We start from the raw sequence: 13786 nt of genomic DNA on the forward strand, positions 1-13786 counted from the left end.
CTAAGGCTTCAATTCTTAACCATTTAGACGTAAATAGATTTTTCATTCTTCTGCTTGGGCTTTAGTTTGATATACCTCATGATTAGGATTGCCACCGGACACTAAGTAAGCCATCAAATCTTTCAGCTCTTCCTCATTCAATCTGTTGATCATTCCTGGCATCATGATAGAGATTTTGGAATCTTTGACTAGGACCACATTACTTTTCTCCACTTTACGCAAAATATCAGGAGAGAATGGATTCTGGGAAACTGAGTAACTAGTTCCATCTTCATTGATTATTCTACCCATCACAGAGCTTCCATCTTTCAGTTCAATCACGCTTGCTACATATTGCTCAGAAATCTCATCACTTGGGTTGATCGTAGCTTCCAAGATATCTTTTGTAGAGAACCGTGTTCCCAACTGAGATAAATCAGGCCCAATGATTCCACCTTGACCACCCATAGTATGGCAAGAAAGACACTGAGATGCTGCAAACATTGCTTTTCCTTTAGCTAAATCTCTACCATGTAGATCTGCCATTAAAGGCTCTGCTTCTTCCACTGTCCATCTTCTACCTGGGCCTTCTGGTTGAATATCCGTATTGACTAGGTCGTTTCCATTTCCCGTTAATAGTGCAGCACCAGAAAGTTCATTGTATTTATCAAAATCACTTTTTGCTACATGGGACAATGCCATTTTTCTAGCTCTATCAATAAAGCCAACATAGCTACGACCTCCTTTATACTTGAACGCATCCTGAATCCAAGTAAAATATTTCTCATGAAGTTCTGGGGTCCAACCAGCGTCTGCCCCACCAAGAACGGTAGCAAGATATGTCTGCTGTGCTGGTGGAACATTTGCCAACATATTTGCTATGTCCAATCCGTACTGCGGATTTCTCATGATTAAATCTGAAGAAGAAGTAAACGTCTTCTGATAATCAGGATCATCTTTCGCATTTTCAAGAAGTGCCAAAGTTTTCTCAACTGCATCAGGAGCATCCAAATACACTAGAAGCACAGCCAATGCACGGTCAAGATTATTATTATTTGCTGGGTAATTCGAATCCAAATAAGCTACTAAATCAGATTTGAGCGAACCTGTTGGCTCACCTTGTCTAGCTAATATCAGTTCAAAAGCACGCAATAAATCTTGCTTACCTTTTTCATTCAAACTCTTGTAATCAATCCCCATCAACGCCTGAATCATTGGGGCTCCAGCTCCTTTTTCTGAATGTCTCGCTAAAGCAATCATTGCCTGAGTCAAAACTACCGGATCTTTCTCTGCCAGTGCTTTGGCTTTCCATGAGCTTATTGGCTGATGTTCTACTGCTATTCTGGCAGCATACTGTACAAATCTATCTGGGCTATTCAGGTGTGACCAAGCCAAATCAAGGCCTGAAGCTGGAGCTCCTTCTACGTGAAGGGCTTCTAGTTCACGACGGGTTTTGGCCTCAGCAGGAAGATCGTCCATAGTCAATGAGCCTTCATTTCCTTCTATGTCTCCTTCATAATAAACTCTATAAAGATCTGATTCCAATCTCCTACCCCCAGTCATAAAGTACATCGCTCCGTCAGGACCGATTACCCCATCTGTCAAAGGCAATGGAGAACCAGAGATAAATTCTTCCGCATTGGCTTCATACGTACCTCCTTTTGGAGTCAAAGTCATAGAATAAATAATTCCAAAACTCCAATCAAATGCAAAAAGTGAGTTTCTGTACTTAGCAGGGAATTTAGCACCTGTTCCAAACATTACATTGGTAGGCGATCCTTGTCCTATGTTCTGTGTAGCGGGTAGGTTATCGGGATAGTTTGGTGACCACTTCTGGTTACCTGTTCTCCATCCATACTCACTTCCTGAAGTTACGTGACAGATTCTAGTTGGGCGGTACCAAGGCATTCCAAAGTCCCACTCCATATCAGAATCATAGGTAAATAAATCTCCAACTTCGTTGAATGCAATATCAAAAGGGTTTCGGTATCCAGCTGAGATTAACTCCCAATTCTTTCCTTCGGGGTCAATGTTCGCTACCCATCCACCTGGAGCCATTCTGCTGTTTGCATGCCCTCTTGGATCTTTGATTTCCGGGAAAAGATTGTCTTCCTGCCATACTTTAGGAAGTCTGTAAGAATCCATTTCTGGCACATCTGTATGATTTCCGGCTACAATGTAAAGTGACTTACCATCTGGCGAGAGCTTGATGCTATGAGGTCCATGCTCACCTGGCTGACCAGTAAAACCTTTGATCTTAGTTACCGACTCATATTGATCATCGCCATCCAAATCCTGAATTCTATATAAACCTGTGCTTTCTTCAAAAATCTCATTCCCATTGTGATTTACCATCACATATAGACTGTTAAACGCATACAACAATCCTTGAGCATAACCCATTCCTACCTGCGGCTCAGCGACATTACCGATGATCAGTTTTTCCACTTTTGGCTCCAGAGATGCAGCACCAATCTCAGGGATTTCTAATCTGTATAGAAAACCATATTGATCAGCTGTGATCAGTCTGTTTTTATCATCAAAGGTCATCGCGACCCAAGAGCCTTCATCCTTTTCTCCTGGACTTAGAAGGTGTTCTGCCACAAATCCATCTGGCAGGTTTAGCTTATCTAATTTTGGGTTTCCAGTAAGCTGTCTTGTTTTGGATTCTTCCTCGTTATCAGATGCACAGGACACTGAAAAGAGGGCCAGCACTGATAAGAGAAATAAATTCCTTATTGAATAATTTAATCTCATAGGACAAGTGTTAATTGATAGCAATAGTTAGATTTTTAAATTGGCGAATAATTTCTCAACTCAGAAACCACTCATGAAATATACTGTCTATTTTTTTGCTTAGTATTCTTTCAGAAAGTAACAAAAGCAAAAATCAGAAAACCCAACAGTATAGATATAAACATACCTATTTGTTGGGTTATCCTAATCTTTTAATATTAGAAATAAGGACTCAAGTCAGACTCTGCTGCTGGATAAGCATAAAACTTCTTGATGTTGGTAAATGCATTACTTCTTGGAACTGCTCCAGCGATTGGTGGGTAGTAGTAATCAAGAGGGTTTGCAATGATTCGCTGTCCATAAGGCACGATTATTTCCTCGATCCTATCGGTTCTCACTATATCAAACCAACGTTTGTTTTCAAAAGCAAGCTCTACTCTCCTCTCTTTGAAAATAGCCTCTCGCATCTCTGCTTGACTAGTTGCAGTAGTAGGCAAAAGTCCTGCTCTCTCTCTAACATCATTTAAGTATGGCGCAGCCTCACCTGGTTTACCTTGTTCATTAAGCGCTTCTGCCATAAACAATAGAACCTCTGCATAGCGATAGATCACCCAGTTAGTTCCTGTGTTATTATGCTGAGAGTGGTGTTTTGCATGCTTTTTAATGTAGGGATAGTTCTTGTCATCTCTGAAGCTACCCGCAAGGAAAACATTACCGATAGAAGCTTCTTTTCTCAAATCACCTGCCTCGTAAGCAGCAATAATATCTGGCGTAGGAATATTGTTTCCTTCTCCATCAATATTTTGAGGATTGCTTGTTCCCATGATAGGTTGAAGCTCAGCTGCACTGATAGGCCTTGGCATAAATTGATAAATAAAATTACCATTCAATCCAGCTGCCCCTTCAATAAACTGAACTTCAAACACAGACTCCATATTATTCTTGTTTGAGGTATTCCCAGGAAAAGCCATTTCATAACTTGGCATCAATTGATACCCATGAGTTAATACAGGAGATAAGATCTGTTCTGCTGCAGACCATTTCTTTTGATGGATATATACATTTGCTAAAAGGGTTCTTGCCGCCCCTTCAGTTGCTCTGCCTGGTTCCTGATTCGCTTTTTTTGGCAATAAAGGAACTGCCGCTACCAAATCTTGCTCAATCTGAGTATAAATTTCTGCCTCAGTAGCTAAAGGAAGTGCTGCCTCTTCTCTGGTAGCAACCGGAGTCAAATGAAGTGGAACAGATCCAAAATACCTGACTAATTCAAAATAGGCATAAGCTCTTAGAAAAAGCGCTTGACCCTTCACATTTGCTTTTGCCGCAGCATCAAAATCAACGTCATCTATTAAAGAAAGTATTTGATTCGTTCTTGAAATAATGAGGTAATCCTGTCTCCATTGGTTCAATACGTGTGTATTAGCAGTGGTACCATTAGATTCAGGCACTGAGAAATCAGCTAAATCCTCTTGGTTATCCGTGGCACCAAAGAGTACATTTCTTGCATAGTAGGTATTATCGGAGTGCATCTCTGATAGTAGCCAGGAACGGTCATTTGTAATTGTCCTCAGCGGAACGTAAGCTGCATTTACAGCCTGTTCAAAGTCAGTTTGGTTTTTGAAAAAGGTAGCCGAACTCAATTGAGTTTCTGGGACTACCGTAAGAAAGTCGTCGCAGCCTGTGAGTGCTATAGTTGACACTAAGAAGGCTAAGATATATTTTTTCATTTTTTTTCTTTTTTAGGTGAATGAATGAGGTGAACTACTTTCGATTAGAAAGTAACATTAACACCAAAAGTGATTGTACGAGGCACTGGGTATCCAGCCAAATCCACACCTGGACTTAGGTTTCCTCCATCTCCATTTCCGTTGTTCTGCATACTAACCTCTGGGTTTGATCCACCCCAATAATCCGTAAATACCCACACATTCTGAGCAGAACCATAAATTCTTGCTGATTTGAATGTTTTTGGTAGATTCTTGAATGTATATCCTACAGTGATATTTCTAATGGTGAAATAAGAGGCATCATACACGAAGTTGCTATTTGCCCAGTCACGTTCTATACCAGTCACGTTACCGCCACCTACTGTAGTTCCAAAAATACCTTCACCAGGATTCTCTGGAGATCTAAAGCGATCAGCTACCTTAGCTACCATATTAAACACCCCATCTAGATTCGCAGTAGAATACAAGTGTCTCATATACAACTGATTTCCCTGAGACCCTGAAGCTGTGATGCTTGCATCCCAATTTTTATAAGCGAAATTATTGATGATACCATAGGTGAAATCCGGGAATGGATTTCCAATAATAGTTCTATCATCATTATCCCCACCGTTTGTAATAACTCCATCACCGTTAATATCTGCAAGTTTAATACTTCCTACAGTAGATCTGCCTGGGACTTTTGGAGAGTTTGCCAAATCTTCTTCATTGGCATAATTTCCTAATTTTTTCAGTCCATAAAATTGTCCGAAAGGCTCTCCGACTTTAGTGATGTGATAATCTCCATAAACTCTATCAATACCGTCTGCAAGCTCAAGCACTTCATTTCTATTAAATGAGATGTTTGCATTGGTAGTCCATCTAAAAGCTCCTGTTGTATTTACCGAAGTAACTGAAAACTCATGGCCCCAGAATTTAATCTCTCCGATATTATCATTGAAATTGGTGAATCCTGATTCTTGTGGCACCTGCACTGCATACAGCAAGTTTGTAGTATTCTTGGTATAATAATCATACACGAAGGTGATTCTATCTTCCCATAAGCCTAGGTCCAAACCTATATCAAATTGGGTGGTAGTCTCCCACCCTAAGTTCCTATTGCTCAATGAGGTAACCGCTGCACCAGGGAATACGGTATTCCCAAAAGCAGCATTAATCGTATTATTAACCAATGCATATTGAGTATAGTTACCAATATTATTGTTACCCGTAACTCCGTAGCTAGCTCTCAATTTGGTAAAGGAAACTGTAGAACTAGTATTTAGGAATCCTTCATCAGAAAGTACCCAACCCAACGAAGTGGATGGGAATATCCCCCAACGGTTATCTTCTCCAAAACGTGATGAACCATCACCTCTAACAGATGCAGTGAATAGATACTTCCCTTTAAAATTATAAGTAAGACGAGAGAAAATTGAAGTCAAAGCCCACTCGTTTACATCTGAAATCGTTCCACCTCTGTTAATATTAATCGCTCCTTGAATAGTAGGAAGTCGATCGTCAGCATAGGTATCTGCTGCTATTCTCGTACGATCTTGTCTAAATTTCTGATTGGAAAAACCTAACAACATTTGAAAATTATGATCTCCTATAGAGTTGCCATAGGTGGCAATATTTTCATTCAGCCATGATAAATTTTGATATTCATCTCTCACTGACCTTGCCACAGTTGGGATGGCCACATTGATTTGATTAGTGGCAGTGGAAGGGTTGAAGAAGAAGTAGTTGGAGTTGTTGAGTTCCGTATTAAAAGTGGTCTTAAGTGATAAACCTTTAATTGGCTTCCATTCAAAATATGTGTTTGCTAATACATTGATGACTTTCGTCTCATTTGTGATCTCATCTGCCGATCTCAACCAGTTTGGATAAGCAAAGATATTTCCTGTATTGGCAGGGAATCTATTAAACGAGGTCAATTCTCCATTTTCCTCATAAATCGGCATCACCGGCCATGTGTGGAGTGCATTGAACAAAATACCTGTTCCTCTTGATCCATCGGTTTGCGGCGTGTTGTCATACACATAACTAGGAGCAACATTGATTCCCATGTTTACTTTTTCAGAAACGGCATAATCTGTATTTAATCGAAGTGAATACCTTTGGTAGTCAGTATTTCTTACGACTCCTTTCTGATCAAAAAATCCGGCAATAACTGCCGTATTAACCTTCTCCTTATTAGAAGTTACTGTCAAGTTGTATGAAGTAACAGGAGCTGTTTCTAGCATCGCACCATACCAATCATTATCATTATTTCGATAATCAGCAGGATTTTGGAAAATCTCAGGTACAGGCTGACCGGCATCTGTATAATATTCCTTCTTGAATTGAGCAAATTCTTCAGCATTAAGCATTTCCAAACGGCCATTTTCAGGAACTGTCTGCCAGCCTGTAAAAACATTTAGATTTACATTAGTCTGTCCCGCCACACCTTTTTTAGTAGTAATCAGAACCACACCATTTGCAGCTCTAGATCCATACAGCGATGTGGATGCCGCATCTTTCAATACAGTGATCTCCTGGATTTTCGTCAGGATTCAAGGCATTAATATCACCTGTGATCGGAAAACCATCCACAACATATAAAGGCGAACTACCACCTGAAACTGACAATTGGCCCCGAATACGAACATTCATCCCTTGACCCGGCTTTCCTGTAGTCTGATTAATTTGAACTCCAGCCAATCTACCCTGAAGCTTTTGGGCTACAGAAGAAACTGGAAGATCTTTTAATTCCTTTTCGCTGACGGATTGAATTGCACCTGTAAGCTCTTTCTTGATTTGGCTACCATAACCTACTACTACTACTTCAGAGAGGTCAGAGGTAGAATATTTAAGCGTCACTAAAATATCAGTTGAATTTTGGGTAACTACCACTTCATTCGTGGTAAATCCAATAAAGCTGACTACCAACGTCTCGCCAACTGAGGCTTGGATGGTAAATCCACCGTCAATGTCTGTTACGGTTCCTGATTGTGTGCCTTTTACGGAAACTAGAGCTCCTGAAACAGGCTCATTATCATCTTCAGACACAACTTTTCCTTTCACTGTTATCGACTGTGCAAATGATGAGGACACAGATACGATAAACAAGGCTAATAAAAACCCAACAAACCGGGTTTTTATTAATAATTGATAATTGTTTAGCATAGGATTGGGTTTAATTATTAATTATAAAACACAACCAATTAACCTCTCTAATACCCCTTTCCTATCCTGCACTATCCTGAAACAAACCATCTTAAAACATATTTAAAAAAATATGCTATACAACAGCACTGTACAGGATAGTTATATAAATTAAATTATATAATAGAATAAAAAACAGCATAAGTAAATAATAGAAATATAATAACAAACGCTACCACACATAAAATAAAAACTAGGCATTAGCCCTAATAAATTGAATATCCCGAGCTTTATCCCTATTATTAGACTCCTAATGCTTATCCTAATATTATGCTTAAAAAATCCTCAACTAACCTCTTCCTCCTCGCTCTAATAGGGCTCATCAGCTTTCAATGCTCTCAAAAAGAAACCATTGAATTAAAACCAAACGCCAGAATTGCCCTGATTGGAAACAACTTAGCGTCTAGAATGATGGACTATGGAAGTTTCGAGACAGAAATGCAACTCCGCCATCCTGAGAAAAACCTTTACATCAGGAACCTTGCTGACCCAGGTGACACTCCTGGCTTTAGACCTAGATCTGGCACTAACGATCCTTGGGCTTTTCCTGGCGCTGAGGCCTTTCAGGTAGAATATGCTACTCCTTCCGGGAGCATAGGCCATCTGGAAAAGCCTGATGAATGGCTGACAAGACTTCAGGCAGATATCATCATTTCTTTTTTTGGATACAATGAATCCTTCCAAGGTGTAGATGGATTAGAAAACTATAAAGCAGAGTTGGATGCTTTTATCAAGCACACCCTGCGCCAGAAATACCACGATACGCTTTCTCCCAAGCTGGTCATCGTGTCCCCTATAGCTTTTGAGGACTTGTCAGAGAAAATTGATGTCCCAGACGGCAAAACAGAAAACGAAAATCTGAATCTCTACACTGTAGCAATGCAGGAAATCGCAGAGAAAAATGAAGTAATGTTTGTAGACGCATTTAATCCAAGCAAACAATGGTATCTGGAATCTGAGGAAGACCTGACAATTGACGGTTCACAGTTGAATGAAGCTGGCTATAAAAAATTAGCCGTTCTTCTTTCGGATGAGATTTTTGGAGAAACACCGATCAAGAACGAAGCAAATCGAGAACTAGTGCATGAAGCTGTGCAGGAGAAAAACTGGTTTTGGAGAAATGACTATAAAATCCCCAATGGAGTCCATGTTTTCGGAAGAAGATACGATCCTTTTGGTCCAGATAATTACCCATTTGAATTAGAAAAAATCCGTCAACTAACTGCAATTAGGGACACAGCAATCTGGATGGCTAATCAGGGAGAAAAGAAAGATCTAGCTGAGGCAGATTCACATACCAACGTACTTCCAGAAGTAGAGACAAACTACAACCCTGAAAAAAATGGCGACCTAACCTACCTATATGGTGAGGAAGCACTTGCCAAGTTAAAAGTTGCGCCTGGCGTATAAAATCGAACTTTTTGCATCTGAGGAAGAATGGCCAAACCTTGCCAACCCAGTTCAGCTTTCCTTTGACAACAAAGGAAGACTTTGGGTGGCGACTATGCCAAGTTATCCTCATTACAAGCCCGGAGATTCAAGACCAGCAGATAAATTGTTGATCTATGAAGATACCGACAATGACGGTAAGGCAGACAAGGAAACTGTTTTCGCGGATGATCTTCATATTCCAGTTGGGTTTGAACTGGCAGCAGAAGGAGTTTATGTTTCTCAGGGAAACAATCTCGTGATTCTGTATGATGATAATAATGACGACAAGGCAGATCGTAAGGAAGTTTTGCTGAGCGGTTTTGACGATCACGATACCCACCATGCCATTTCGGCCTTTACTACTGATGAGTCTGGAGCTATTTATATGGCGGAGGGAGTTTTCCTTCATTCCAATGTGGAAACCTCCTATGGCCCAGTCCGAGCGACAAATGGGGGATTCTACCGATATACCCCAAGCAGACATAAACTGGAACGCGTGGCTCAGGTAAGCATCCCAAACCCTTGGGGTATTGCCTTCGACGAATGGGGACAAAACTTCTATGCTGAGACCTGCTGGCCCAAATGTAATTTACATGATGCCAGCTTCCTTACTTCCTCGCTATGGAAATGCAAACAATAAAGGAAGAAACCTGATTCAAAAAGACCAGATGGTTCGTCCTACCTCTGGTTTGGAATTTATCTCAAGTAGACATTTCCCAGATGATGTGCAGGGAGACATGATCATCAATAACACGATCGGTTTCCTAGGAGACAAAACAGCATCAGATGATCGATGAAGAAATCGGTTTTTCTACCAAATGGAGACAGGATTTACTTTCATCAACTGATCGAAATTTCCGTCCGGTTGATATGGAGATTGCTCCCGATGGTTCGCTTTACGTAGTTGATTGGCATAACATCCTTATTGGTCACATGCAACACAATGCCCGTGATCCATTGAGAGATCATCAGCATGGCAGAATCTACAGAATCACCTACCCTTCCAGACCTTTGGTCACCCCAGCCAAAATCGACGGCGCGAGTATACCTGAGTTATTGGAAAATCTCAAAATTACCAGAATACAGAACCAGATACAGAACTCGCCGGGAACTGCGTGGAAGAGATCAGCAGGAAGTGTATGATGCTGTGGCTGAGTGGGCTGAGAAATTGGACAAAAGCGATCCAAGATATGAGCACAATGTGCTTGAAGCACTTTGGGTAAGCTGGGGTATCAATAAAGTAAATAAAGATCTTTTGGAGCAAATGCTGAAAGCTAAAGACTACAGAGCTAGAGCTGCTGCCGTGCGAGTGCTACGCTATACTGGCCATCAGGTTTCCAACCAAAAAGAGCTGATGACTGAGGCTATCAAAGATGAAAATGGTAGAGTTAGACTTGAAGCAATCGTAGCTGCATCTTGGATGCCAAGAGAAGCAGGTCTCGAAGTACTGTCAGCCGGAGAAGATACAGAAATGGAAGAATGGATCACTCCAGCTTATGAGGCAGCAGTTGCACATATTTCCGGACTGTCTGTGAAAGAGAAAAAAGAAGAGGACATCAAGTCTTCTCTGACCGGATCGGATAGAGAACTATTTGTGCTTGGTAAGGAGATCTACGCCAGAGAAGGCTTCTGTAGCACCTGTCACCAGCCCGACGGCCAAGGGCTTTCTGCTTCAGGTTTTCCTCCACTTGCTGGCACTCCTTGGGTAACAGGCAATGAAGAGCGTCTGATCAAAATTGTACTCAAGGGGATGATGGGACCGATTACTGTGAAAGGAAAAGATTATCCTGGACAAGTACCAATGACTCCTTTCGAAGGTATGCTGGATGACTCGCAGGTAGCAGCAGTGCTTACCTTCGTGAGAAATTCCTTTGGGAATCAAGCTTCTGCCATTTCACCTGACTTAGTGAAAAAAGTACGAGAAGAGGTCAAAGATCACACAGGGTTCTTCCAGCCTGCTGATTTGCTGAAAGCACATCCTATGGAAAAATAGTTGGCAGTTGGCAGTTGGCAGTTGGCAGTTGGCAGTTGGCAGTTGGCAGTTAAGAATATTTGGGTCAGAGGGATTGAGTTCCTTTTGGCCCATTTATTTTTAAATAAATTAAAAGAGAGATTACTCATTTAACTAATATTACCTCATGAATTTACTAAACCAAATCACCTCGAATCCGGATACAATTGCCTTTGAAGATGTCATCGCATATATCGACACAAATTTCAATTTCACTCCAACCTGTTTTACCAATGGCGACACCGTAAATGAAGCTGGGCAAAACAATGGGAGCTGCAAGATTTTCTTCTTTGCAAAGCTCCATAACCTTAGCCAAGATCAAACGCTGGCACTTTTTGGAGATTATTACAGAAAAGATGTAATAGAAAATCCAGAAGGAACAGATCATCAAAATATCCGCAACTTTATGCAATCCGGATGGGATGGGATCAAGTTTGAGGGAGAGGCTTTGGGGGAGAAGTAAGGCTCAGTGGTCAGTGGTCAGATTTCAGTATTCAGTATTCAGTCTCAGTGTTCTGCACACTGCGACTGTTTACTAATTAATCTTCTCCGCTTCCAGCCTTTTCACAGTATTATTAAAAATTTCCCGCATTTCAATAAGCGTATTTTCATAGCCTTTCTTTCCAGCTAAATTCTTTTTCTCTAAAGGATCTTTGTTCAGATCATACAACTCTTCGTGAGCCAAGTCATCCTGATATCGGAAATATTTCCAATCCTTGGTTCTGATCCCTTCACTGGCCGCAATGATGTTGACTTTCCATAGGTGCTCTGCTATAAATTCCTTTCGCTGGATACCTGGATTATCTCCAATTACATAATCAGCCAAGCTAATCCCCTGATATTCCTGTGGCAAAATGCCATTTGCAAACTCAAGCACAGTGGGCGCGATATCAATGTTTAGCGCAAAGTCAGAAATCACTCTATGTCCAGGATTTCTTGGGTCATAGATAATCATAGGTACTCGTAGTGAATTATCATACATCAGCCATTTCCCTGCAAGTTGACGCTCGCCCTGGAAGTAGCCGTTATCACCCATAAAGATGATTACCGTGTTTTTATCCATGCCTTTTTCGGCTAGCGTCTTGCGGATTTTCCCGATTTCCAGGTCTACTTCAGAGATCATTCGGTAATAGCCCTTCATACTCTTCTGATATTTCTCCTGAGTATCATATCTCCAATACCAGCGTGTACGATTCTCCCCTGTTTTTACATATTCTGGCTGCTGATCAAAGTATTTTTCCTTTGATAAAAGCAGCTTGGGAAACTTGACATCAGTATATAAATCATCCACATCCGTAGACCAGAAATATTGCTCTTCTGCAGGATCATGAGCATGCGGAGCAGAGAAACTCAGCGAAAGCATAAATGGTTTACCTGCAGATTGATTCTTGATAAATTCCTGAGCTTGGTGGGAAGTGTACTTTGTTAGATGAACAGTATCCCCATCGATAGTTTTATAGAAATACCCACGTCGATCAGCAAATTTCCCATTTCTATCGTAACTATCACTCACGTCAAAAAGCTTCGAGAACCCTGGGTAATTCACTCCAAACTTTCCAAAAAAACCGGTTTCATAGCCTAACTTTTTCAAATGAGCCGGATAGGAATTCTGAGCGTATCCTTCATTTAGCTCCTGACCAAAAGTATAGCCATGCGTCCTCTCATAAAGTCCAGTTAAAACACTTGCTCTACTGGTTGCGCAAATTGGAGTCGTCACAAAGGCATTTTTAAAGTAAACTCCTTCTGCCGCCAATTTGTCCATTTCCGGAGTTTGGATAATCTCATTTCCAGAAAAACCTAAAGCATCCCAACGCTGATCATCCGTAAGAATAAAGATGATATTGGGTTTTCCCTGCTGTGCAAAAGCTGTGGTATTAAGTAGTATAAAGAGGCAAAAAATGAATTTTTGAAGGGTTAGCTTATTTTCCATAGATTCTAAAATAGAGAGAAAAGGTCTACTTAGGTATCCTGTCGCATCCTAATTTTATTTGGAATAACAGTATTTCCATCAATCAAAAAAGAAAGCGCTTCCAAAAGAACCTTACTAAATTACTTTCTCAAAAAACAGATTCAATGCTAATCCTAATGAAGCTTTTTTACATATTCCTGCTTTCAATCCTACTCTTACCTTTTCAAGACAGTGAGGATAAATCTGAATATTTGCGTGAGGTGAAAACCGAGCTTCAAAAAAAATGGCCGGGCAACAGAACGGTTAATTTGGTTTTTCATGGACACTCTGTGCCATCAGGTTATTTCAAAACTCCAGTTGTGAATACACTGGAATCCTATCCATTTTTAGCCTACAAGGAAATCACTGCTCTGTATCCATTTGCGGTAATTAACTTGATCAATACTGCCATTGGGGGTGAAGACTCCAAATCTGGTGCTCTCCGCTTTGAGTCAGATGTGCTAACTCACAAACCTGACGTACTCTTTATCGACTATGCGCTAAATGACAGAAGGATCGGACTTGATAGTGCGAAAATGGCCTGGGAATCAATGATCCAAAAAGCGCTGAAAAAGGACATTAAAATCATCCTATTGACACCTTCTCCTGATCAAAAACTAGATCTGAAAGAAGATAACACCATTTTGGATCAGCATTCAAATCAGATTCGACAACTTGCTAAGAAATATAATATCGGCCCTGGTCGATAGCTATGAACTTTTCAAAAAGGAAGTGGCCTCTGGAGATAGTTTACCTAACTTAATGTCC

The 13786-nt window shown here is 40.7% G+C and carries 5 protein-coding genes and 2 pseudogenes; 3 read left to right on the forward strand and 4 right to left on the reverse strand.

The genetic code is table 11. The features are described 5' to 3' along the window. Nucleotides 1–42 precede the first annotated feature (42 nt). The 3 genes and pseudogenes from AC0L6R_RS18195 to AC0L6R_RS18205 all read right to left on the reverse strand — a co-directional run bounded on the left by AC0L6R_RS18195 (nt 43) and on the right by AC0L6R_RS18205 (nt 7589). Complete coding sequence (locus AC0L6R_RS18195; RefSeq protein ID WP_473272474.1) at nt 43–2736, reverse strand: c-type cytochrome; 2694 nt, start codon at nt 2734–2736, stop codon at nt 43–45. Nucleotides 2737–2933: 197 nt separating this feature from the next. Continuing rightward, nucleotides 2934–4442 (reverse strand): RagB/SusD family nutrient uptake outer membrane protein, encoded by a 1509-nt coding sequence (locus AC0L6R_RS18200; RefSeq protein WP_283413971.1) that lies wholly within the window; start codon nt 4440–4442, stop codon nt 2934–2936. Nucleotides 4443–4486: 44 nt separating this feature from the next. Then, nucleotides 4487–7589 (reverse strand): annotated as a pseudogene (locus AC0L6R_RS18205) (SusC/RagA family TonB-linked outer membrane protein). Between the two features lie 309 nt (nt 7590–7898). Between AC0L6R_RS18205 and AC0L6R_RS18210 the strand changes: the two are divergent. Next, a pseudogene (locus AC0L6R_RS18210) lies at nt 7899–11052 on the forward strand (PVC-type heme-binding CxxCH protein). A gap of 145 nt (nt 11053–11197) precedes the next feature. Further along, nucleotides 11198–11533 (forward strand): HopJ type III effector protein, encoded by a 336-nt coding sequence (locus AC0L6R_RS18215; protein WP_473272477.1) that lies wholly within the window; start codon nt 11198–11200, stop codon nt 11531–11533. A 72-nt stretch (nt 11534–11605) separates the two neighbouring features. On the opposite strand, the gene AC0L6R_RS18220 is transcribed toward AC0L6R_RS18215, so the two are convergent. Beyond that, nucleotides 11606–13000: a sulfatase family protein gene (locus AC0L6R_RS18220; protein ID WP_473272478.1), complete on the reverse strand. Its 1395-nt coding sequence runs from the start codon at nt 12998–13000 to the stop codon at nt 11606–11608. 155 nt (nt 13001–13155) lie between these two features. On the opposite strand from AC0L6R_RS18220, the gene AC0L6R_RS18225 reads away from it, so the two are divergent. Continuing rightward, complete coding sequence (locus AC0L6R_RS18225; RefSeq protein ID WP_473272479.1) at nt 13156–13728, forward strand: SGNH/GDSL hydrolase family protein; 573 nt, start codon at nt 13156–13158, stop codon at nt 13726–13728. Nucleotides 13729–13786: the final 58 nt, after the last annotated feature.

The sequence above is a fragment of the Algoriphagus sp. 10J20-15 genome, from assembly GCF_055809615.1.

Coding starts and splice junctions, on each gene's coding strand:
- AC0L6R_RS18195 (WP_473272474.1), bottom strand. CDS start 2,736: ATGAGATTAAATTATTCAATAAGGAATTTATTTCTCTTATCAGTGCTG.
- AC0L6R_RS18200 (WP_283413971.1), bottom strand. CDS start 4,442: ATGAAAAAATATATCTTAGCCTTCTTAGTGTCAACTATAGCACTCACA.
- AC0L6R_RS18215 (WP_473272477.1), top strand. CDS start 11,198: ATGAATTTACTAAACCAAATCACCTCGAATCCGGATACAATTGCCTTT.
- AC0L6R_RS18220 (WP_473272478.1), bottom strand. CDS start 13,000: ATGGAAAATAAGCTAACCCTTCAAAAATTCATTTTTTGCCTCTTTATA.
- AC0L6R_RS18225 (WP_473272479.1), top strand. CDS start 13,156: ATGAAGCTTTTTTACATATTCCTGCTTTCAATCCTACTCTTACCTTTT.